Source organism: Halobacillus sp. Marseille-P3879 (genome assembly GCF_900240285.1).
Taxonomy (GTDB): domain Bacteria; phylum Bacillota; class Bacilli; order Bacillales; family Halobacillaceae; genus Halobacillus_A.
This window is the reverse complement of the sequence record NZ_OESS01000003.1, coordinates 374,864-397,064: the sequence shown is the minus strand read 5'-3', so window position 1 is coordinate 397,064 and position 22,201 is coordinate 374,864. Positions and strand designations below refer to the sequence as shown.

Sequence of the window (22,201 nt, the reverse complement as noted above, 5' to 3'; positions counted from 1 at the left end):
CTCCTCTTCTATAATTTTATAACTTTGACAATAAAGTTGTCAAAAAAATCAAAAAATAAAAAACAGAAATCCCATCAGACCCGGGGATTCCTGTTTTAAATTAGAAGCTTCATTAAAAGTTAAGCTCCAATATAGCGCTGATACAGTTTCTTCGCTTCTTGAACATCTTCCGTTCCATGAATCAACGTTCGTCCATCCTTGAAGACGACAAATCGAACATTTTCCACATGAAACGTAAGTAATTCTCCATTTTCTTTCACTTTTTCTGTGACAGGGGCTAAGTGGCTGCTTAACTCTGACAAGGAAAGTGCTGATAATTGGTCTGGTCTTACTTGTACGGTGTTTCTTCCGCACAGCATCGCCGTCTTCAAGCCTTTTTCCTTTCTCATATACGGAAAAACCGGCTCACGGGAGCAGGAGGGACACTCTGGATCGAGAAGCTTACTAACGTTGATGGACGAATACTCACGGCTCCATACGTCAACATATATGAGCTCTTCACACATGGCATGTCCGGTCAGGTATTTCAAACATTCGCTGGTCTGATAAGCAGCAGTCATTTGAACAGCCGGGCCAATGATTCCAACAGTATCACACGTGCCTCCTTCCTGCGGTATATGATTGATTAAACACTGTAAGCAAGGGGTTTTTCCAGGAACCACAGGAAGGACAAGTCCATAACTTTTCAGGCACCCACCGTACACCCAGGGCACTTTAAGCTTTGCTGTAATATCATTTATGATGAAGCGTGTTTGAAAATTATCGGTGCCATCGATTAGAAAATCAACGCCTTTCAGGAGCTCCTCTGCATTTTCGGCATCAAATTCCCGGGCTAGGCCGCGAATTTCAATGTCCGAGTTAATTGCGCGCAGCCGCTCTTCTGCTGCTGATGCTTTCGTTCGTAACGAATTGGCATCTTCCTCAATATAAAGCTGCTGGCGTCCCAGGTTGCTCCATTCGATATAATCACGGTCAATGATCGTAATTTTGCCAACACCAGCCCGAACTAACATTTCGGCATTGGCGCTGCCTAAAGCCCCGGCCCCGACAATAAATACGTTCTTATGCTTAAGCTGGGCCTGTCCCTCCCGTCCAATTGGAGCAAAGCGCTCCTGGCGGGAATATCGCTCGCTCATCAGCCAATCATCCCGCTTTCCGGACTGCTTTTTACTGCAAATGTTTTCTTCGGAATTCGGCCGGCTTCATAACCTAAGCGGCCTGACTCGATGGCAAGCTTCATCGCTTTTGCCATTTTCACCGGATCCTCCGCTCCTGAAACGGCCGTATTTAACAAAATTCCATCCGCGCCCATTTCCATCGCACAGGAAGCATCGCTTGGGGATCCAATTCCTGCGTCTACAATCACCGGGACGTTCGACTGTTCAATAATAAATTTAAGATTTAACGGGTTCACAATCCCCTGCCCGGAGCCGATCGGTGAAGCTCCCGGCATAATTGCATGGACTCCTTCTTCCTCTAAACGCCGTGCCAGCACCACATCATCAGACGTATACGTCAGAACGGTAAATCCTTCTTCAAGAAGCTGGACTGAGGCCTTCATCGTTTCGAAAGGATCAGGAAGAAGTGTCTTATCACAGCCAATGACTTCTACTTTAATCATGTCGCATAGCTCTGAAGCTTTGGCTAGTCGGGCGATCCGCACCGCTTCCTCTGCCGTTTTTGCACCGGCAGTATTCGGAAGCAGCGAGTACTTCTCTAAATCAAGCTCCTCCAGCAGATTAGGTTCATTTGAATCGAAAATATCCATGCGGCGGACAGCAAACGTTAGAATCTCCGTTCCTGACACATTTACCGCTTCCTTTTGACTCCCAAAGTCCGGGTATTTGCCTGTTCCTAACATTAATCGAGACTGAAAGCTGTGTTCTCCAATTTTTAACATCATTATCCTCCTCCTACGAAGTGGACGATTTCCAGATGATCACCGTCGTTCAACTTCGTATACTCGTAGTCTGTTTTTTTCACAATTTCCTTGTTATGCTCAACGATCGAAATTTTCTTCTGGATATTGTAGCTTTCGAGCAGCTCTGCAATCGTGGCTTCATTTTTCGGAAAATCAATCGGACGGCCGTTAATTTGAATATTCATAGATCTCCTCTCCTTTCTTAGTTAAGCGTCCTGGAGAAAATAACTTCTGAACGGAAGGCTCAATTGGTTTCTTTGTGATCATGTTAGCGACCAGGTGCCCGGTGGCCGGAGCCAGTAAGATCCCATTTCGGTAATGGCCCGTGGCAAAATAAAGGCCTGAGGTTGTTGGATGCTCTCCTATCACAGGGACACCATCCTTTGTACCCGGCCGGACTCCGGACCAGAAATCGTGTAATTCCGCCGACCTCCACTCTGGAAAAAAGGAAAACAGCCTTTTCATGATTTCAGCTATCCCCCCTGCCGTCGTATGGGAGGTTTGATCACCTGCCTTTGAAGTCGCTCCGACAATGTACCGCCCGTCAGGCTTAGGGACGATGTAGAAATCACTGAAAAACAACGCCTCTTTAAAGGGGTTCTCTCTTAACTTGATCGAAAAGCATTCCCCTTTTGTTGGGACAATTGGATTGGTGAGACCCGTGGTTTCAAACCATCTGCCGCTTTCAGCACCGGACGCAATTACCACATGATCCGCTGTAAGCAAATGACTATCCAGGTATACAGTGAAAATTTCACGGTTCTTTTTCACCTCTAACACTGTACAATCCTCCACTAATTCTCCTCCATAACGTAAGGCAGCTCTTTTAAAAGCTTCACAAGCATTTCGGGGCTCAACATGGCCATCCCTTTTCATATAGAGACCCCCTAATGCTTTGGTGGAAAGAGACGGGACCATTTCCCTTAACGTCGGGCTTTCTACCCATTCCAAATTAGGGAAAGCTGTTTTTTTCACTAGTAACCTTTCCTTCTCCTCCTGACTGCCAGCCAATTCCACCATGCCAAATTTGGATAAACCTATATCAATTGAAGTAAGCTCTCTTAATTGCTCGTTTAATTCATCGTATAAAGAACGGCTTGTCTCGCAAAATTGATGATAGGTACCACTCCCTTCATTTTCCGTATGCACTCCAAGCATCCCGGCTGCGGCACGTGTGGATTTCCTGCCGCTCGTCTGTTTCTCTACAACTGCTGTATGAACACCGCTTTTATTTAAATAATAGGAAATCGAATGACCGATAATACCGCCGCCTATAATTACTGTTTCATAATGCCGAGTCATTAGTCACAGCCTCCTTTTGGTACTGCCGAGCTGCCTCAAGCGGGGTGGCGGCGTTGAAAATTCCAGACATGACAGCCGCCCCCTCTGCTCCTGAAGCAGATATATCACCCATTCTCCCGCTTGTAATTCCTCCGATAGCGATGACTGGAATATGAAGAGTAGAGGTCAATTCTTTCAGCTGATCAATCCCCCTTGCGTTCAATCCCTGCTTGCTGGCTGTAGGAAAAACGTGACCGAACATTACGTAATCTGCCCCCTGATTCTGTGCCTGGTGCGCAGACTTCAGCGAATGAACAGATTTGCCAACTTTCATAAAAGGAAAATGCTTTTTCACCTCCTCTACCGGAAGTCCTGCTTCAGGAAGGTGGAGGTTATCCACTCCTGTAAGCCAGGCAATATCGGCGCGATCATGGATCCATAGCTTTTCCCTGGATACTCCTGCATTCAATAGTTCTTTGACAAACTCCAGGTAGGCTTGAGCTGATTTTTGCTTTTCCCGTAATATAACGGCATCTACGAACGATACGACTTCCTGAATGACGGCACTCAGAACCTCCTCCTTCATAGCGCCGTTAGTCACTGCGATAAGCTTCATAATACCCTCCTCCTTGTCCATTAGAAAAACCTGGCTTACCGCCAAGTCCAATGGCGGCACTTTAACACAGGTAAACATTTTTTAAGTATAAAAAAATACCACTCTCCAGAAAGGAAAGTGGCATGTCTTTGAATGTACACGATACAGAATATAGATCACTTCTATATCCTATTAGTCGTCCGTCACTTTCCTCCGCTGGTGTAAAGCCAGTTCAGGTTCAAAGAGTCCCAAAGTTGCACTTTGATCTCAGCCCTTAAGTAAAGGCACCCCTAGTGAATCTACTATTAAATTTTGGCATTGATTTATCATCTACTTTACCTTATTTATTAAACCAGGTCTATTAAAAACTTAAAATTTTTTAACCATTAGGCCTAAGGACTCATTACAAAAAACGGTAAAAAACTAGTTCAAAGGTTTAAACAGCGATTTTAGGAAACCTTTAATTCCGCCGCTTTCCTCATGATCTTCTTTACGTGCTTCTTTCGGTTGAACATGTATTTGTTCTTTTTCTATCGCATAATCCACCGTCAACACCGCTCCGATATCAGTATCCGTCTCCTGATCGGAGACCGTTGTGTGATGGATATTGTGTTCGTCCGCCAGGCTCCGGTAGGGTTTTCGAAACCGGTAGCTGATCTCCCCGTTTAGTAATAAACTGGCATCCTTGTGCTGTTTCATCTGACCCGCAAACTCTTCAATCCCTTCTTCCTGCATCACCTGGCCCTTTGTTAAAACAAGCACAACACGCTCACGTAAAGTACCAAGGTATTTCTTTCGTTCAGCAGGTTTTGTCTGACGGCTTCCGTATATTCCTTCCTGCAAGTAATCATCAACGTTTGCTTTTTTCATGTCATCCACCTCATTCTGTGCTGCTCCTATTATTCACCTTATATCCTCCCACATTCAGTAAAAACCATCAAAGAAGAGGCCCTTTCTTATTTTTCCACAATCACTTCATCAATCTGCTCACCTAAATGACGCCCCGGCTTGTCCATAAGCCCTAGAACATGATGTCCTTCTTTAAGATCCAGGATGGAAATCTCCCCTTCATTCTCTTCTACTAAATAAACACTGGAGGATTTTTGCAGAGTAGCAGAAACTATGTGACCTTCAATTCTACATTCCACTCTAACAAACGGCCGCTTTTCAATCTTTACTCGGCCAATGGCAATTTCACGCTCTGAACCTTCATCTGTCAGTACCAGCTTTTCCCCTGGAGACAGTTCGTGAAGATAGTGTGTTTTCTTTTCTTGATATAAATACTGATGAAAAGCGCCGCAATTGATACGAAACGGACGAGCAGGATAATCTCTTGACTCCCGGTTCTCAGCAAGGACTTTAAGATATCCGTGTCCTGTATTACCGATATACAACCCGTCTGTAGGCTGCAGCACATCAATAAAGTCGAGGCATACCCTCATCCCTTCCCCGATTTCTTCTATATTGATTACTTCTGCATAATCTTTGCTCATTGTATTCATCACCTTTATTATTTCGATTCTGTTTATATTTTGATGGTTTAGTGTCATACGTGTCCACTAAGAACTATTAAGATAACACGGCCTACCGCCTAGTCCAATCACTGAAGTCGTAGTTTTTGTTATACATTAGTCCTTTAACAAAGTTAAACCTTCATAAAGTATAAAAAATAAAACCGCTCTCCTTTTAAAGAAAAGCGGTTATTGTCGAGAAATCGAGTAATATTTCCCGGGAAATCACATTTTAGTATTTTTAGTCTAACGTGAGGAGGACGTGGCTAGGTAAGTATACACATCCTGCAGGTTCATAAAATTCAGCGATTTGATTTCCCGAATACATTCTACCCACAGCTTAGCTGTTGCCTTTGCATCGTCCAATGCATGGTGACGCTGCTCAATAGAAATATCGTAATGCGCACAGCATTCATCAAGGCTGCTCAGTTCCTGATGAGCAATTTTTGTTAAAAAATTTGTATCGACAATCCGGTGTTGGAACTTCTTCCTCAACGCCAGCCAAGTGGCGTGGTTCATGAATTGCTTCTCATGATTGGCGTGATGTGCTACAAGCACATCACTTCGGATAAAAGAATAAAAACCCTTAAGCACATCGCGCAGAGAATCAGCCTCTTTGAGCATTTCCTGGGTAATTCCGGTTAATTCCTCCACCTCTTGTGACGGACCTGTATCGCTATATACCAGGGAATAAAAGGTTTCCTCGTCTAATATATTTGTTCCTTGTACCTTAACAGCTCCTATCGAAAGGATCTCATCCCCTTTATACGGATAGAATCCTGTCGTTTCTAAATCAAATACGACAACATTTAGTTCATCAAACGGAATATCGAGGACCTCCCTGTATTTCATTTCACGTTCCAGGTTACGCATATAAGCAATTTTAGATGGATCGTTCTGATTTAAAGAAGAGAAACCGCTGCCGAGCCGATCAGACAAATCTTTAACAAATTGGAAAAATGGATTCATAAGGCACCTTCTTCTTTAAGGAGGCATCTTACTTTGTCAAAAAGCTGATTGCCTCGTTTGATCAAGTATTTAAGCTCCTGCTTTTCATTTCTGGATAACTGTTCAATTGAAAGTAAGTGCACTTTCCCGTAGTTGTCCGCATCATTTTGAAATCTGAGCCGGAACTCAAGCAACTGAAGGAAATCCTGCTCATAATCTTTAAGAAAAGGAAGCGTATCGGCAAGCGATATGAACCGATTCAATGTAGAAGCGGCACTTACTCCCTTTCTCATGGCCAAGATTCGCAACGCATTCACGTATGGAAAATAAGCCGTTTCCTTAAGATGAATCTCGCCCCTTAAACCCTGCCGTTGATCCGGAAGCAGCTGCCCAAAGACTCCAATGCCTTTTTTGATAAACTCGAAATTTTCAACCAGCCGGGAATATAGACGAGGTTCCTCCTCCAGCCTGGAGAAAGCGTATCGCTTTGTTTCAAGCAATAACTCTTCCTTACCATTTAAAACCCTGGAGTCCAAAAGAATAGAAAAATTACGAAGCGACTGCCAGCTTGCTTCCTCAAGCCATTTCGTAATTTGCTTTTTAAACGAGTCAATGGACTGACACCATAACGGATTAGAAGCCATTACTCTGCCTTCACATAACTCATAACCAGTGATCTCCAGTCCGCGGCTTATTTCTTCACCCAGGTGTAAAAAATACTTCTGATCTGCTCCCTTAAAGACAATGCCATGGTCCTGATCACTCCATACCGATTGCTCATATCGCCCTGCGCTACCCATTAAAAAAAACGCAAAAGGAGCAGGTGGTATCCCCTGCTCTTTTGCTGTTTTCTCCTTTGCCAGTTGAACGGTATGATTCATTACCTGATCGTGAAAGGCATTCAATTGGAAGTGATCAGCTGCAACGGAGGGCATCGTTTCATTCCGCCATTGCCTAATTTCTTCATAAGTTTGAAACATACCTATCCATTCCTTTTCACGTGTTTAAGCTCCCGTTTTACTATGAGATGAGGTGAGGTTTTCCGGGTAACCATATCCCCCGTGTTCACTAATATCAAGACCCATAATTTCTTCTTCTTCCGTGACACGGATGCTTCCCATTGTTTTATCCATCACCTTCAGGATAATCCAGGAAACAATAAACGCATAAAGTCCGCAGGCCACCACTCCTAATAGCTGCACACCAAGCTGCTCAAAGCCACCGCCGTAAAACAATCCCGGCCTTCCGACAGAAGCTAATTCCGGCGTAGCAAACAGTCCATTGGATAACGTTCCCCATATACCCACGGTTCCGTGAACAGAAAGCGCAAAAATCGGGTCGTCAATTTTTTTCTTATCAAAGAATCTCATACTAAAGAATACGAAAGCTCCACCAATTAACCCTATAAGTACAGCTGCCCAAGGCTCTACAAATGCACAAGACGCTGTAATGGCCACAAGTCCCGCCAACGCTCCATTCAACGTTGTCGGTACATCGGCTTTACCAGATACCGCCCATACCATCAGCATCGCACCAATAGCCCCGGCACCAGCTGCTAATTGCGTATTGAGAGCAACGTAACCAAAGAACGCATCTTCCACGCCAAAGGTACTCCCTGCGTTAAATCCGAACCAGCCGACCCATAAGAGCAGCACACCTAACGCTGTAAATACCTGGTTGTGGCCTGCAATTTCATTCGAGGAACCATCTTTATTGTATTTCCCAATACGCGGTTTAAGTATAATCGTCGCCGCAAGCGCAGCCATTGCACCTGTTAAATGAACGACTGTAGATCCCGCAAAATCCTGCTTCCCGTGATCAGCCAGCCAGCCGCCTCCCCAGATCCAGTGAGCAATCACCGGGTAAATGACAACCGAAAACAATAAAGCAAAAATCACATAAGCAATCAATTTCGCCCGCTCAGCAAAACCACCAAAAGCAACGGTCATCGCAATTGCCGCAAATGCAAGCTGGAACATGAAATCAACTGATCCTGCCAGCCCTTCTCCCATCGTAGAAGCATCACCATAAAAGAAATCAGAAAAACCTATAACAGCATTACCTTCACCATAGATTAGCCCATAGCCTACCGCCCAGAATACAAGCGATACAATGCCCACTGTAAATACCGTCTTACCTGCGATATGACCAGCGTTCTTCATTCTCGTCGAACCAGCCTCAAGTAAAATAAATCCACCCTGCATCAGCAAAACAAGTACCGTACAGACAATAATCCATAAGTTGTTCATCAAAAAAGCAGCATCCATATTATTTCCGTCTCCTTCATGTTATATTTTCTAACATTGTATGTTAATTAATATACTATCAAAGCCTGGAGATGAACACAATAATTTTTTTGAAAATTTATATAATGGATGCATGTTACATAATTGACCGAAAATAAAAAGCCTCTCAAACGTTCTAAATGAACGTATAAGAGGCTTTGCTGCTCTGAATTAAAAGAAAATTTTCTTTCCAGACCCTGCACTTTCCATTGCCTTAAACACCATTGACATACTTTTAAAGTTATCCTGGCAATCCGTTTCTGCTAGCCGCTCTTCTTCGAGAGCGGAGAACATTTCATCCAGGCAGCCGAAATGCCCTTCTTGCCCTGGCCATGTACTCGCTGGTTCTATCACTTTCACGTGATCCATAAAACCGTGATCACGAGACTTATCGATAACCTCACAAACAGGATTGTCGCTGCCATTCCACCGGGCCGTCCCTTTACTTCCTGTCACTCGCCAGTCCGATTCCCACGAAGTTGAGTGACCAACAGCCGACCACGAGCCACGATAGGTAAATACGGAGCCGTCACTCATCTCAAAAATACAGACAGCCGATGAATTGCCTTCATACCAAGAGCCGGGCGGATTATATTCGTGACAATACACAGAAACCGCATCAGCTCCCGTAAGAAATCGTGCCTGGTCGAATGTATGTATGGCCATATCCATAATGAGCGGGCTTTCCATAGCTTCACGAAAACCTCCAAAGTGAGGTCCCAGGAAAAAGTCAGCGTGGATCGACCCTACCTGACCGATCGTCTGGGTGGCTAACAGTTGTTTAAACGCTCGTATTTCTTTTTGGTATCTGCGGTTTTGCATTACAAAATAGTTCAATCCGGTTCGCTGGGCTGTCTTTACTACTTCTCTTGCATCTTTCAAAGATTCAGCCATCGGTTTCTCTCCAAATACATGACAGCCTCTTTCAAGTGCTGTCGTCACCACTTGTTTGTGAGCAGCTGGTATAGTCACATCAAAAACAAGGCTGGCATCCGTCTGGTCAAGGGCGTCGGAAAGATCAGTGAAAACAGGGACTTGTAAGCTTCGTCTCTCAGCTAATGCTTTTGCTGTTGCTGCATTTACATCAACAAACCCTACAATCTCTGCGCTATTACGATTAGAAGCGTAGTCTAACCATGTATGAGCCATCGTTCCGCATCCCGCCAGAATGATTTTATGATTTTTCATAAACTGCCTCCTTTTTTCATTAGCTTAGCATACAGTCGAGGGAACATCTTTCCCACTACAAAGAAGGCTATGTGAAATGATGCTGTTGATATTAGGTTTAAAATCACGTTTGTCTTCTTTTTAAGTCCGCTTATTGAAAGCTCCACATCGTATTGCTTTTCTACTTCTTGCACTCTGGAACCTTAAACTCAACATTTATATAATTAAAAAATCTTATAAAAAGTACTTCAACTAAAATGAAGGGAGCCCTCCAGTTAACAATCGCTCCAGATAATTTAAGAAGCAAGAGACGACGTTACTAGCCTCTTACTTCTTAAAGGCTCCCAAGGAAAGCCTATTGAAATTCTTGATCTTTTACTTTAGCTTTATAGTCTTTATTTCATAAGGATGAAATTCAAGTACAAGCTGACCATCTACATGTTTCTCTTCCTCAAGTTCTTGTTCCAGAAGGTTACACTCTATGATGCCCTCAAGAGGGTGATCACTCTTAAACGTAACGGGGCCTCTGATCCCTCCATGTTCATGACATCGTACTATGACGGCATTTCCTTCTTCTGATTGTTTCACTGCATCCACCGTAATATTAGAGGCTTCGGGCTGGAGGAAGCAGTATGGGCTTTTTTCCGTAGTGCCCTTCGTTATAATAGGAGGAATGTTTAAATCCATACCTTCCTGGACCGTATTCCCTTCAAACCAATCGCCTTTATGAGGATAGAGACTGTAAGAGAAGAGGTGCTCTCCTTGATCTTGAGTCGGATCAGGTTGAATAGCTGACTTCAGCAATGTCAATTTCATAATATTATCCTTAATGTCATAACCGTATTTGCAATTATTTAAAAGACTTACTCCATAGGCTCTTTCTGAGATATCCGCCCATTGATGCCCTACGGTCTCAAATCTTGCCATATCCCAGCTCGTGTTCCAGTGCGTAGGGCGTTTTACGTTACCGTACTGAATATCATACGTAGCTTCGTTGGAGCGAATGTTTACCGGAAACGCAGCTTTTAATAATTGCTGCTGTTCATGCCAATCTAGTACGGTTTCAAAATCCAACCGACGAGAATGAGAATATACTATAAATCGTTGTCGAATTGTAGAAGTTTGATAGCGCCAGCGCATCTCTATCACTGCTCGAAGTCTTCCTGCCTCCACCAGTTCCATCTTCTCTAACTCTGTTACCGGATAACATTTTTCCTTATAAAATATATCAATATCCCATGCGTCATACGCCATTGGCTTATCCTCAAATACCTCCAAAACATTTGCAGGAGCGGATAATACCTCCTTGGCATGATCCTTATCATAAATGCTGCTGAGCTGCCCCTGCTCGTTCCACTCAATATCATAAAATGGTGTTGATAGACGACCACTGGAATATTGAAAGGGAGAACGTTCTGGGTAGGTTTTAGTTGAATGTAAACCAATCGTTTTATACCCTAATGCTGGTACGGCAGGAACAAGGAGTAAATCCTTTTCCCCTCCTGTTTCTTTCTGGACTATTAACTCTTTTCCGTCACTGTCCTTCCAGCTTCCTTCCCTAGCTGGTATTTCCACCAGAACCGACCTTTGATGAGAAGCAGGATTAAAAACAGTCCATGTATTTTCGTTATCATGAAGCAGTTCTTCCAGCACTTCCCGTTCATTGGTAGATGCAAGCTCCAGCGCCTCTGCATATTCCCTTGTACTGTCTTCGTACACTTCTTTAATGGAGGAACCTGGAATGATATCGTGAAACTGATTTCTAAGGATAATTTTCCACCCTTCATGGAAACGGTGAAATCTTGCCTTATTCCATTCTTTAGTTTTCAAAAAAGCCAGGGTATCCAGCCATTCTGCCCTGCGATACTGCAGTTCTGCTGTTCTGTTCATTTTTTTATTATAGGCCTGGCTCGTATATGTGCCCCGATGATATTCTAAATAGAGTTCCCCGTCCCACTTGTGTACGTACTGATCGGTCTCCTTGACGCGTTGATGTAAACCTTCAAGAAAGTCATCGACCCTCCCGGTTTTTACATTTGGAATGCCGGGCATGGCATCTAGACGACGGATATTTTCCAGCATATCACGGTTCACCCCTCCTCCACCGTCTCCGTATCCATACGATAGCAGCAGTTCATCGTTAAAGGCACGATCCCTGTACTGATCCCATATGCCCTGAATGCTTCTTGCTTCTATCTCTCCGTTATAGGTATATTTCTCAGACCCGTCCGGAGTAGTAATAAAATGAGCTAATACTTCACTTCCATCGATCCCTTTCCACACAAACGTGTCATGTGGCATACGGTTATATTGATTCCAGCTTATTTTTGTCGTAATAAAGGTATCGATACCTGATTTCTTTAAGATTTGTGGAAGTGCCCACGAGTAACCAAAAACGTCCGGAAGCCAAAGATACCGGCATGGGGATACTTCTAATTCGTCTGTTAAAAACTGCTGCCCGTATAAAATCTGCCGGGTGAGAGACTCCCCTGATGGAATATTGCAATCTGCTTCTAACCACATCGCACCGCCTGCTTCCCAACGGCCATCGTGAATATTATTTTTTATTTTTTTAAAAATCTCCGGGTAATCTTGTTGAATATATTCATATAACTGGGGCTGCGTTTGTACAAACCAGTAATCGGGGTATTGTTCCATTAATTTCAAAACGGTTGTAAAAGAACGACCGGCTTTTTCCCTAGTATGTTTCAGCCGCCATAACCAGGCAACGTCAATATGTGTGTGCCCTACAGCTCTAACGGTTAATGGATGTTCGTCCTTCAATTCAAGTATTTCTTTTTGAAGCAGATTATTCGCAGTTTCTATAGAATGGTAGAATTCCTCTTTTCCGGGATCGCGCCAGTCAACTTCAATAAAAGAACGATCTACTGCCTGTAATAATGGCTCTCGTTTTTCGTGATATTCGCTCAGCACTTCTATTGTTTCTAGCGCTGCCTTTGCTGTATAGTAAAGATCATCCGTTTGTTTATCAAGGCAGGCAATAAAACTTGTTTGAAGCCGGTGCTCCTGCAGCTCGTGATTCCCTTTTATTCCTTCTAGTCCTGACCATAATCGAAACTCTAACTGAAGTGATTGTCCAATCACCTTTTCGGGGAAAAATACTTCCTTATGATTGCCGTCTACAGCCTGCAGAGGTTCACCGTTTACATACAAGAGAGATTCAAAACCAGAGTTGTGCCCACCTCCTGTTTTCCCAAAGTCAAACACTCCCACGACTGTTTCGTGTTCCCAGTTTTCAGGGATGTGAACCTTTGCGGTTAACCAAATATATTTGTCTCTGCCTTCCCAGCGGTCCCCTAGAAGCATTGGTTTTCGTTCTCCCTGAGGAACGGCTTTGGTTATTTCCTCGCTGTGAGATTCTTCAATAGCGTCAAAACGCTCTACAGGAATGTGATCTTTATAACGATACGGCTCTAATTCTATTACTCTCTGCGCCAGCTTCTCTTGTTTCCAAAACATATCTATCAACCCTTTCTCAAACTGAAGATAATTACAGTTATCCTTTTACAGCCCCGTTTGTAAGAGCCCCTACGATATAACGCTGCAGTACCACAAACAATATAACCACCGGAATGATGGACATAATGCTTCCCGCCGCTAATAGGTGAGTCGTAATTTGAGTTTGAGTAGACTGCAGATTAACGACTCCGACCGAAACAGGATATAAAGATGAATCATCAATTAAAATAAATGGTATGACAAATTGAGACCAGCTTTGTACCGCCACAATAATTACAACAGAGACGATGCCAGGCAGACTAACCGGAAGCAGAACACGTCTTAGCATCTGCCATTTATTGCAGCCGTCAATAATAGCTGCTTCATCTATATCCTTTGGAATTGTATCAATATAATTTTTTAAGAACCACGTAGAAAACGGAAGAACTGCCGCTACATAAACAATAACAACCAGTCCAAGCTGGTTTAATAACCCCCAGCTGGCAAATAAACGATAAATCGGGATTGTAATGACGACTGCTGACATCATTTGGGTCATTAATATAGCAATAAGCAAGTGATTTTTAAATTTCATTTGGTACCTGGATAAAGCAAATGCAGCTGGTATCGCGATTAACAAGGTTAATACAACTGTTGAAACAACAATTCGAAAAGAGTTCCATAAATATTGCAACACCGGAGCTGAATCAAGCACGTCTCGATAATTTTCAATAGCAAAGCTTGTAGGGATAATATTTGGAGGCACTTGTAACACTTCAAACGGTGTCTGCAAGGAGAGAGACAGCACCCATAGAAGCGGGAACAAAAAACTAATCACTACTAGAAAAAAACTGAAGTATAAGCCAGCTTTTGTCCATGTTCTCTTGTTTTCTTTACTCATTCCACCTGCCCCCTTCTGCCGAGCACTTTCAAGTAAATAATTGTCATCACAACATTTATGATTAATAACATCACAGCCGTAGCTGCACCTTCACCTAAATTAAATTCCCGAAAAATTGCTGTGTAAATGCTTAGCGCGATAACTTCCGTACTATTTCCCGGTCCGCCGCTTGTTAAGGCCATTACCATGTCAAAGGTGTTAAAAGTATCGATGGAGATAATGATAAGGTTCACTAGCATAATCGGCGCCATCGCTGGTAAAATAATACTCTTCATTCGCTGGAACCCATTAGCCCCATCAATGATAGCAGCTTCTATTAAATCCTTTGAAACCGTTTTCAAACCTGCGTACATTAAAATCATGCTAAATGCAGTTCCGCGCCAGATATTTGCAAGAGTAACAGATAGTAATGCCATTGTTGGATCAGATAAAAACGGAATCGGCCCTATACCAGCTATTCCAAGCATATAGTTAATGATGCCAGCATCTGTTTCATTATAAAGCATCCCCCATATTACACCTATGATGACGCCAGGTATGGCCCAGGCCACTAACACTGACGTACGCACAACAACCGTGCCCCTCAGTTTCATTTTTTCTCCCTGCACAATCAACAGGGCAATAATGAATCCGCAAATGAGCTGAAATATTACACTAAAAAACACAAAGAAGCCTGTGGCCGAAATCATAGGGATGAATCCGGGCAGTGTGAACATACGCAAGTACGATTCAAAGGTGTAATCATGACCAATTTGGATCATGTTGGCGTCTGTAAAGCTTAAATGAACAATCTGAATAATAGGATAAAGAAAAACCGCTGTTAAAATGACCAGCAGCGGAATAAGCCACGGATAAGGTGTATCCCATACTGTTTTCTTCTTTTTAAGTGGTCTATCCATTTTATCCTGACTTACAGCAGTATCATGTACGCTCATTTGTCATCCTCGCTTTCTCCGAAAGTGACAATTTCCCAAGCATCATCTACTGCTTGTTCAGGCTCTTTGCTTCCAGAAATCACTTGAGAAATCGACGTTTGCAGCTGTACTGAAATCTCATTGTAGGATGGTGCCCCAGGTCTTGCCCGTGCTTCCGTTTCCAATGATTCTAAAAACTCATCATTGAACGGACCCGGGTCATAATACTCTGAATCATACACAGATTCTCTTGCTGGCAGCGAACCTTGCAGAGACGTAAACTCTCCCATACCTTGCTCACTAATAAAGGAATCCATTAGAAAATCAAAAGCTGCCTCCTGTTTTTCGGGATCCTCTGCAAATATTCCCCACGCCCATCCCCCTGCGCTGGATGCCGTTTCATCTCCTTCTTCAATCATTGGCAAAGAAGCAACCTCCCAGTTTTCAAAGTCGTCTCCTAACGTCTCTTCAATCGTTGCTGCCTGCCAGCTTCCCCCAAGAAACATCGCTGTATTGCCAGCGGCTACTTCTCCATTAGCATCGTTCTCCTGACCAGAGCTTGCCATCCTTTTAGAAATTGCCCCTTCCTCCCGGGCACGGTATAGTGTATCAAAGGTTTTTATCATGGCTTCTCTGTTTTTGCCTTTTCCAAAGCTTGGATTGCCAGCTTCATCGACTAATTCTCCACCTTGAGACCAAAACAAAGGCAGGATGGAGGTAACAGTGGTACCTTCTCCTATACCGACAGGCAGTACCAGCCCTTGATAGCCTTCTTTCTGAACCTCTTTAGAAACCTCTATTACTTCCTCCCACGTTTCAGGCGGTTCTTCAATCACTTCTTTGTTATAGTAAAGCATCCTTGTATCTGTACTCATGTAGAGTCCGTAAATCTGTCCATCTTCTCCTCGAATGACCTCTTCTGCAAATGGTAAGAAATCATTCGGCTCCAATCCCCTCTCTTCCATGAGCTCATCTAAAGGCTGTAAATATTCCATATAACGGTCGAGCATATACCCATCAATTGCTGCCATATCTGGAGCTCTTCCGGTATTAGCCTGCTCTAACAATCGCGCCATTGCTTCATCAATATTACTCGACTGCAGGCTTATTTTCATATTCATGTCAGGATGAGTCTCTTCAAACTTCTGCACTTTTTCGGAAATATAATCAGCAGTCCCTTCAGAGGGTGCGTCTGGAGAATATCCCGAAGTTGTCAGCCATGTAAGCGTATCTTGATCTTTTGCAGATGAATCCTCTCCACTGCACCCTGCTGCTCCTGCAAGCATGAGACAGGTTATTCCCGTTATTATTGTTTTTTTCATGGAGCCCGGCCTCCAATCCCCAGTGTGAAATGTGCCCCCTTATTAAAACTCTTTTAAAAAGAGGCTAAAGAAAGTACGATTCTTAATCAACGCATCACTTGCTTCAAAATTAATGTAGTCGCCCCAATCGCTTCTGCTTCTTGCTTGAAAGTAGACGTAATAAACGTCATAGCTTCAGCCGTTTCTGGGTAGACGCAATCTAAAACGATTTGTTCTACTCTTTCTTTAATTTCAGGAATAGCCGTAATCAACCTCCCTCCAATTATTACTAGCTCTGGGTTTAAAAAATTTACTTTGTCAGCGATAGCATAACTGACTTCTTCAATACTAAGTTGAACCAATTCCTGTGCAAGCTTGTCCTGTTCGTAATAACCCTCCACAAAGTCTTCGAAAGTATCGAGGTCTTTCGGAAGTGAAGTAAGAGCACCTTGTTGTATTCGCTCTTTGGTTTCTTCCACAATAGGCAGAATAGAATTTAACGCTTTTCGTGAAAGGTTTCCTCTCTGATACAGAGAATGATTACCAAAGCCAACTTCCCCGGCTAATTGAGTAGCACCCCTGTATAATTCGCCGTTCACAATGTAGCTGCTTCCTATACCGGCATCCACCATAAAATATAAAGCGTGTTGGACTTCTCTTGCCTGCCCATAGTACCGCTCCCCAAGTAACATACAATTCGAATCTTTTTCTAATTCTACTTTCGTTTGAAAGAATTGTTGGAAAACCTCAACAATAGGCACGTTGTTCCATAAAGGTAGGTGAGGAGGAGATAAGATGATCCCATTGTCAGAATCAATCGGACCCGGAGCACTGACTCCTATTCCCACCATTGCTTTTGAGATAAATGAAGGATGATGTACCACCTCCTCCAGGTAATGTAGTATTCTATCCATCACATTCTCTGGTCTCTCTTCTAGAGAAAAGAATTCCTTTCTTTGATACTTTATCTCCCCTTTCAAGTTAGTAATGAGAACGATAATTTCTCGTATTGCAATACTGACACCAACCACATAGTGGCATTCGGTGTCAAGGGTGTATAAAGTTGGCTTTCTTCCTCCATTTGATAATGCCTGTCCTGCTTCTTGAACAAGGCGGGCCTTTTCTAAATGGTTCAATATATTTCCAACAGAAGCAATTGTAAGACCCGTTTTTTTTGCCATTTCCTGCTTCGTCATCGGCGAATGGCTGCGATGCAGTAAATCAAAAATTCGTCTGCGATTCGCAGTTTTCAACATGTTTGCATTTGTTATCCCCATCATGTCACCTATACTTTTTAAATTCATTTTAATAAGTATCTACATGTTAACGCTTTCATTTAGATGAAGTCAACCAGTTTCTCTACGTTTTTTCCTACGCTCAAACACTAAACATTTTAAAAAACAGATAATAATAGGAGTTTCATGCTCTGTTACGTATTTCATGGAAGTCTCGTTCTTTTTCTTCACAAAAAAAGAACACCTTGTTATCGATGTTCCCTCTTGTGCATACTCAATCTATTAATTTATTTGCTCCTATAGTGTAAATCTTTCCTTAGGAGCTTCAGCAATTTGGATGTTTCTTTGTTACTCGTCCTATTAATCCAGGGCTCGCCTCTTTTAACCCTCCATTTCTAATTGATAACAATAACAACCTGACAGTCGAAAAATATTTAAAGTGTATATTCTCAAAAACTAAAAAGAATAGGGCCCCCTAAAGAAGAGGACCCATGCTGCTTCCTTTTTATGAAATAAAGAAGCTTATAACGAGAGTGATACTAAATCCGACAAGGGCGATAATCGTCTCCATCACCGTCCAGGACTTTAACGTGTCCTTCTCAGATAGTCCGAAGAATCGGTTCACCATCCAGAAGCCTGAATCGTTTACATGGGAAGCAATTGTCGCACCAGAGGCTATTGTAATTACGAGCAGAGCCAGCATTGGACCTTCAATACCGAGTGAATCAATAATTGGTGAAATAAGACTGGCCGCTGTCACCATCGCTACTGTGGCCGACCCTTGAGCAATCCGTACGGCTGAAGCTACAAGGAAGGCAAATACTACGATCGGCATATTCAAGTCACTCATTGTGTTGGCGAGAACATCGCCGATTCCGGTTTCAACCAGTACAGTTCCAAATACACCACCGGCCCCGGTAATCAGGATAATAACACCTGCAGGCTCCAGGGATTTAGTGGCAATTTCCTGAATCTCTTCTTTCGAATAACCACGGCGTGTACCTAATAGATAGAACGTGACTAACGCAGTGATCGTTAATGCCACACCCGGATCACCGATGAAGGTGAAAACGGCCACCCAAGTACTGTCTTCCGGCAATAATAGAGAACCAAATGTATTTAATAGAATAAGAAACAACGGAAGCAAAATCAGGCCTGCAATCATTCGAAAGCTCGGTAAGTCTTTATCGTATTGCTTTCCTTTCGCTTCTTCCGCCATATTTCTCATCATTTCTTTTGGAACGGTAGCATGAATTTTCTTAGCAATATACGTACCAAAGACCGGCCCCGCAAGAATCGCTGACGGTATTCCCGCTAAGAAACCGAACAGGATAACCCAGCCAAGATTAGCACCCAGCAGGGAGGCCACTGAAATAGGCCCTGGTGTAGGAGGTATGAAGCTGTGGGTAACAGCTAAACCGGCCAGCAATGGAATTCCGTAGTATAAGAGTGATTTACCTGTTTTCTGAGCGAGGCTGTACAGGATAGGTACTAAAATAACAAAAGCGACATCAAGAAAAACAGGAATAGAAATGATAAACCCTGTCAGCACCATTGCCCAGTTCACACGCTTTTCTCCAAATTTATTCATAAGCGTCAAAGCTAAACGTTCTGCACCGCCGGAGGCTTTCAGGATCTCACCGAACATAGCGCCAATCCCGATAATAATAGCAACTTCAGCGACCGTGCCTCCCATTCCTTCGGAGACCGCCTCCAATACTTCTCCAGAACTCATTCCAGAGAGAAGTCCTACGATATAACTGACGAGGATTAAGGCTAGAAATGCTTGCAATTTTGTTCGTATGACAAGAAAAAGTAATAAAGCTACACCGAAAGCGGCAAGCAATATTAAACCTGCAGTAGACATTATAACGCGCTCCTTTCATTAATTAATGGAACTAGTTTCATAATCTGCTAACGTACATTTTCTACCATTCAGCGACTGTGCCATCGGCATGACGCCAAATCGGATTCTTCCATTGATGGGCTTCTTTCGATGCTTCTTTCACTCGTTCTTCATCGATTTCAATTCCAAGCCCGGGCCCTTCAGGCATGTTGACCGCTCCAGATTGATAGTGGAATACTTCCTGGTCTACAAGATAATCCAAAAGGTCACTTCCTTTGTTGTAGTGGATTCCCAGGCTCTGCTCCTGAATAATACAGTTAGGTGTGCACGCATCCACCTGCAGGGAAGCAGCAAGGTTGATCGGACCGAGCGGGGCATGAGGGGCCACTGCCACATCAAATGTCTCAGCCATGGCTGCGATTTTCTTAGTCTCTAATATACCGCCGGCATGGGAAAGATCTGGCTGGACGATATCCACTACTCCATCCATCAGCATTTGTTTAAATCCCCAGCGCGTATAATTTCGTTCACCCGTCGCAATAGGGGTCGTTGTATGATTGGCGACGTCCTTAAAGGCTTCAAGGTTTTCTACGAGAACAGGCTCTTCGATAAACATCGGACGATAAGGTTCTAATTCTTTCACAAGAATCTTCGCCATTCCTTTATGCACACGACCGTGAAAATCAATTCCAATTCCAAAATTATTACCAACAGCTTCGCGGATCGCCGCCACACGCTCGACAGCTGCATCGACCTTCGTGTAAGTGTCAATATAATTCATTTCTTCCGTGCCATTCATTTTAATCGCGGTAAATCCGGCATCTGCTTTTTCTTTAGCAGCTGCGCCGACATCACTCGGGCGGTCACCGCCGATCCAGGAATACACCTGAATATTGTCGCGTACCGCTCCGCCCAGCATTTCATAAACAGGCATATCGTGATACTTTCCTTTAATATCCCAGAGGGCCTGTTCAATCCCTGAAATGGCGCTCATGAGAATGGGGCCGCCTCGATAGAATCCCCCACGATACAATACTTGAAAGTGATCTTCTATTTGACGGGGATCTTTGCCCACCAAATAATCCATCAATTCCGTGACACAAGCCTCCACTGTATGAGAACGTCCTTCAACCACAGGTTCTCCCCAGCCGCTGATTCCTACATCCGTTTCGATTTTTAAAAATAACCAGCGCGGCGGTACCTGATAAAGCTTAAAATCAATTATTTTCATAACTTTCCACATCCTTTATCGCTTCTACGAATTGTTGAGCCTTCATCGTTATATCCTTCAGTGCCTCGTTATCTATCGTTTGATTTGTATTTACCAGGGCACTCCCAAGTCCTGCAGCAACCGCACCTTTAGCAAAATACTCCCGTACATTAGACAAATTCACTCCGCCGGTCGGCATTAAGGGAATATGAGGAAGCGGCCCGTGAACATCCTTCATGTAGCCCGGACCCATAACTCCTGCCGGAAAAACTTTAATTAAATCAGCACCTTGTTCATAAGCAGTTAAAATTTCAGTCGGAGTCATCGCACCCGGAATGCTGACAACACCGTACCGCTTCGTGATCCGGATGGTTTCCTTATCAACAGTTGGTGAAAAAATAAAGTCGGCTCCCGCCGTAATCGCTGCTTTCGCTGTTTCAGGGTCCAGCACTGTACCTGCGCCAACCACCATCTCTTCACCGAATTCATCGCTTACCTGTCTGATTAAATCGTTGCACCCGGGGGTGTCTGCAGTGATTTCCATAATGTGAATTCCGCCTTCATTCAGCGCGCGGGCGATCGATAACACATCTTCCCCTGCCGCTCCCCGAACAACGGCAACCAGTTTATGATTCAGCATTTTTTGAAAAGTGTTTTCCACACATGCTCCCTCCTATCGGTCTACATCTTCTTTACTAGTCTGGTTCTGAAAATCAATAAGTCTCTTCTTATCCGGCAGCCCTTCGACATCTCCATCGACCATCGTTACCATTGCCCCAACAGCATTTCCACGTCTGGCAGCTTCCTGTAGTTCTAAACCGTCAAGCAGACCCGAGATGCAGCCGGCAGCAAATCCATCCCCGGCTCCGACCGGATCTACTACTTGCTCTACAGGGAACCCTTCGACGTAGCCAGAACTTTGCTTCTCGTACACATAAGCACCCTTTTCACCAAGCTTCATAACGACGGCAGCGGCTCCATTTTCAACAAACTGCTGCGCTAATTGCTCATGACTTGCTCGCCCAAATAAAAATTCAGCTTCGTCAATTCCCGGCAGCACGATGTCTGCAAGACCCGACAGCTTAAGCAAAACTTCGCGTGCTTTCGCTTCTGTCCACAGTTTACGGCGCAGATTCGGATCAAAAATTACCGGAACTCCATTTCGTTTCGCGCAATTCACCGCTTTTAAAACGGTTTCATAACAGCTGTCACTAAGTGCCGGAGTAATGCCCGTAACATGTAAATATTTCGCACCTGCAATGTACTCTTCATCGATGTCTTCAGCTCTCATACGGCTCGCAGCCGAATGTCGCCGGTAATACTTCACCCTGATTTCCTCAGGTGTCAGTCTTTCTTTGAAAAAAATCCCTGTGTCGGCTTCTTCATCTAAGGTCACCTGACTAACATCCACTCCTTCCCCGCGGATAAAGGCGCGCACCTTTTCTCCAAACTCGTCCTTTCCCAGCCTGCTGATCCAGCCTGACTTGTGGCCAAGTCTCGATAAAGCAATCGCGACATTCGACTCGGCTCCGGCAATTTTTGTAGAAAAATCACCTGCATAGCGCATCAACCCTGATGACTTTGAGGTGAATAAAACCATCGTCTCCCCCAGTGTGATCACATCCAC

20 protein-coding genes and 1 riboswitch are annotated in these 22,201 nt (G+C 43.8%); all 20 genes read right to left on the bottom strand.

Annotation, left to right across the window (positions count from 1 at the left end):
- Positions 1–119: 119 nt before the first annotated feature.
- On the bottom strand, positions 120–1,136 hold the full coding sequence (locus C1A12_RS16405) for a ThiF family adenylyltransferase (RefSeq protein ID WP_101845546.1): 1,017 nt from the start codon (positions 1,134–1,136) through the stop codon (positions 120–122).
- A complete protein-coding gene (locus C1A12_RS16400) occupies positions 1,136–1,900 on the bottom strand; it encodes a thiazole synthase (protein ID WP_101846507.1) in 765 nt (254 codons plus the stop codon). The genes C1A12_RS16405 and C1A12_RS16400 overlap by 1 nt, the downstream gene beginning before the upstream one ends.
- A 2-nt stretch (positions 1,901–1,902) precedes the next feature.
- Positions 1,903–2,106 (bottom strand): sulfur carrier protein ThiS, encoded by a 204-nt coding sequence (gene thiS / locus C1A12_RS16395; protein WP_101845544.1) that lies wholly within the window; start codon positions 2,104–2,106, stop codon positions 1,903–1,905.
- Positions 2,090–3,223: a glycine oxidase ThiO gene (gene thiO, locus C1A12_RS16390; protein ID WP_101845542.1), complete on the bottom strand. Its 1,134-nt coding sequence runs from the start codon at positions 3,221–3,223 to the stop codon at positions 2,090–2,092. Before thiO ends, thiS begins: the two co-directional genes overlap by 17 nt.
- Positions 3,207–3,818, bottom strand: coding sequence for a thiamine phosphate synthase (locus C1A12_RS16385; protein WP_159462215.1), 612 nt, complete (start codon positions 3,816–3,818; stop codon positions 3,207–3,209). The genes thiO and C1A12_RS16385 overlap by 17 nt, the downstream gene beginning before the upstream one ends.
- 170 nt (positions 3,819–3,988) lie before the next feature.
- A riboswitch (TPP riboswitch) is annotated at positions 3,989–4,099 on the bottom strand.
- Between the two features lie 121 nt (positions 4,100–4,220).
- Positions 4,221–4,667, bottom strand: coding sequence for a YueI family protein (locus C1A12_RS16380; RefSeq protein ID WP_101845538.1), 447 nt, complete (start codon positions 4,665–4,667; stop codon positions 4,221–4,223).
- Positions 4,668–4,753: 86 nt separating this feature from the next.
- Positions 4,754–5,290 carry a 3-dehydroquinate synthase II gene (locus C1A12_RS16375; protein WP_101845536.1) on the bottom strand — a complete coding sequence of 179 codons (537 nt, stop codon included), beginning with the start codon at positions 5,288–5,290 and terminating at the stop codon, positions 4,754–4,756.
- A 264-nt stretch (positions 5,291–5,554) separates the two neighbouring features.
- On the bottom strand, positions 5,555–6,277 hold the full coding sequence (locus C1A12_RS16370; protein WP_101845534.1) for an exonuclease domain-containing protein: 723 nt from the start codon (positions 6,275–6,277) through the stop codon (positions 5,555–5,557).
- Positions 6,274–7,236 (bottom strand): DUF294 nucleotidyltransferase-like domain-containing protein, encoded by a 963-nt coding sequence (locus C1A12_RS16365; protein ID WP_101845532.1) that lies wholly within the window; start codon positions 7,234–7,236, stop codon positions 6,274–6,276. The genes C1A12_RS16370 and C1A12_RS16365 overlap by 4 nt, the downstream gene beginning before the upstream one ends.
- A 24-nt stretch (positions 7,237–7,260) precedes the next feature.
- Positions 7,261–8,523 carry an ammonium transporter gene (locus C1A12_RS16360; protein ID WP_101845530.1) on the bottom strand — a complete coding sequence of 421 codons (1,263 nt, stop codon included), beginning with the start codon at positions 8,521–8,523 and terminating at the stop codon, positions 7,261–7,263.
- 189 nt (positions 8,524–8,712) lie between these two features.
- Positions 8,713–9,729 (bottom strand): Gfo/Idh/MocA family protein, encoded by a 1,017-nt coding sequence (locus C1A12_RS16355; RefSeq protein ID WP_101845528.1) that lies wholly within the window; start codon positions 9,727–9,729, stop codon positions 8,713–8,715.
- 354 nt (positions 9,730–10,083) lie between these two features.
- Positions 10,084–13,188, bottom strand: a complete 3,105-nt coding sequence (locus C1A12_RS16350) for an alpha-mannosidase (protein WP_101845526.1) — start codon at positions 13,186–13,188, stop codon at positions 10,084–10,086.
- Between the two features lie 37 nt (positions 13,189–13,225).
- A complete protein-coding gene (locus C1A12_RS16345) occupies positions 13,226–14,068 on the bottom strand; it encodes a carbohydrate ABC transporter permease (protein WP_101845525.1) in 843 nt (280 codons plus the stop codon).
- A complete protein-coding gene (locus C1A12_RS16340; protein WP_235001639.1) occupies positions 14,065–15,003 on the bottom strand; it encodes a carbohydrate ABC transporter permease in 939 nt (312 codons plus the stop codon). The genes C1A12_RS16345 and C1A12_RS16340 overlap by 4 nt, the downstream gene beginning before the upstream one ends.
- Positions 15,000–16,304 (bottom strand): extracellular solute-binding protein, encoded by a 1,305-nt coding sequence (locus C1A12_RS16335; RefSeq protein WP_101845523.1) that lies wholly within the window; start codon positions 16,302–16,304, stop codon positions 15,000–15,002. The genes C1A12_RS16340 and C1A12_RS16335 overlap by 4 nt, the downstream gene beginning before the upstream one ends.
- A gap of 86 nt (positions 16,305–16,390) precedes the next feature.
- Positions 16,391–17,587, bottom strand: coding sequence for an ROK family transcriptional regulator (locus C1A12_RS16330; RefSeq protein WP_101845521.1), 1,197 nt, complete (start codon positions 17,585–17,587; stop codon positions 16,391–16,393).
- Between the two features lie 436 nt (positions 17,588–18,023).
- Complete coding sequence (locus C1A12_RS16325; protein ID WP_101845519.1) at positions 18,024–19,385, bottom strand: GntP family permease; 1,362 nt, start codon at positions 19,383–19,385, stop codon at positions 18,024–18,026.
- A gap of 61 nt (positions 19,386–19,446) precedes the next feature.
- Positions 19,447–20,595 carry a galactonate dehydratase gene (dgoD, locus tag C1A12_RS16320; protein ID WP_101845517.1) on the bottom strand — a complete coding sequence of 383 codons (1,149 nt, stop codon included), beginning with the start codon at positions 20,593–20,595 and terminating at the stop codon, positions 19,447–19,449.
- Positions 20,582–21,214, bottom strand: a complete 633-nt coding sequence (locus tag C1A12_RS16315; protein WP_101846503.1) for a bifunctional 4-hydroxy-2-oxoglutarate aldolase/2-dehydro-3-deoxy-phosphogluconate aldolase — start codon at positions 21,212–21,214, stop codon at positions 20,582–20,584. Before C1A12_RS16315 ends, dgoD begins: the two co-directional genes overlap by 14 nt.
- 33 nt (positions 21,215–21,247) lie before the next feature.
- Positions 21,248–22,201, bottom strand: a complete 954-nt coding sequence (locus C1A12_RS16310) for a sugar kinase (RefSeq protein WP_101845515.1) — start codon at positions 22,199–22,201, stop codon at positions 21,248–21,250.

Bases quoted from the DNA above. Each gene is read 5' to 3' on its own strand.
- C1A12_RS16355 (WP_101845528.1), bottom strand. From the start codon at position 9,729: ATGAAAAATCATAAAATCATTCTGGCGGGATGCGGAACGATGGCTCAT.
- C1A12_RS16405 (WP_101845546.1), bottom strand. From the start codon at position 1,136: ATGAGCGAGCGATATTCCCGCCAGGAGCGCTTTGCTCCAATTGGACGG.
- thiS (WP_101845544.1), bottom strand. From the start codon at position 2,106: ATGAATATTCAAATTAACGGCCGTCCGATTGATTTTCCGAAAAATGAA.
- dgoD (WP_101845517.1), bottom strand. From the start codon at position 20,595: ATGAAAATAATTGATTTTAAGCTTTATCAGGTACCGCCGCGCTGGTTA.
- C1A12_RS16370 (WP_101845534.1), bottom strand. From the start codon at position 6,277: ATGAATCCATTTTTCCAATTTGTTAAAGATTTGTCTGATCGGCTCGGC.
- C1A12_RS16315 (WP_101846503.1), bottom strand. From the start codon at position 21,214: ATGCTGAATCATAAACTGGTTGCCGTTGTTCGGGGAGCGGCAGGGGAA.
- C1A12_RS16380 (WP_101845538.1), bottom strand. From the start codon at position 4,667: ATGAAAAAAGCAAACGTTGATGATTACTTGCAGGAAGGAATATACGGA.
- thiO (WP_101845542.1), bottom strand. From the start codon at position 3,223: ATGACTCGGCATTATGAAACAGTAATTATAGGCGGCGGTATTATCGGT.
- C1A12_RS16330 (WP_101845521.1), bottom strand. From the start codon at position 17,587: ATGAATTTAAAAAGTATAGGTGACATGATGGGGATAACAAATGCAAAC.
- C1A12_RS16345 (WP_101845525.1), bottom strand. From the start codon at position 14,068: ATGAGTAAAGAAAACAAGAGAACATGGACAAAAGCTGGCTTATACTTC.
- C1A12_RS16375 (WP_101845536.1), bottom strand. From the start codon at position 5,290: ATGAGCAAAGATTATGCAGAAGTAATCAATATAGAAGAAATCGGGGAA.
- C1A12_RS16385 (WP_159462215.1), bottom strand. From the start codon at position 3,818: ATGAAGCTTATCGCAGTGACTAACGGCGCTATGAAGGAGGAGGTTCTG.
- C1A12_RS16350 (WP_101845526.1), bottom strand. From the start codon at position 13,188: ATGTTTTGGAAACAAGAGAAGCTGGCGCAGAGAGTAATAGAATTAGAG.
- C1A12_RS16340 (WP_235001639.1), bottom strand. From the start codon at position 15,003: ATGAGCGTACATGATACTGCTGTAAGTCAGGATAAAATGGATAGACCA.
- C1A12_RS16325 (WP_101845519.1), bottom strand. From the start codon at position 19,385: ATGTCTACTGCAGGTTTAATATTGCTTGCCGCTTTCGGTGTAGCTTTA.
- C1A12_RS16360 (WP_101845530.1), bottom strand. From the start codon at position 8,523: ATGGATGCTGCTTTTTTGATGAACAACTTATGGATTATTGTCTGTACG.
- C1A12_RS16335 (WP_101845523.1), bottom strand. From the start codon at position 16,304: ATGAAAAAAACAATAATAACGGGAATAACCTGTCTCATGCTTGCAGGA.
- C1A12_RS16400 (WP_101846507.1), bottom strand. From the start codon at position 1,900: ATGTTAAAAATTGGAGAACACAGCTTTCAGTCTCGATTAATGTTAGGA.
- C1A12_RS16365 (WP_101845532.1), bottom strand. From the start codon at position 7,236: ATGTTTCAAACTTATGAAGAAATTAGGCAATGGCGGAATGAAACGATG.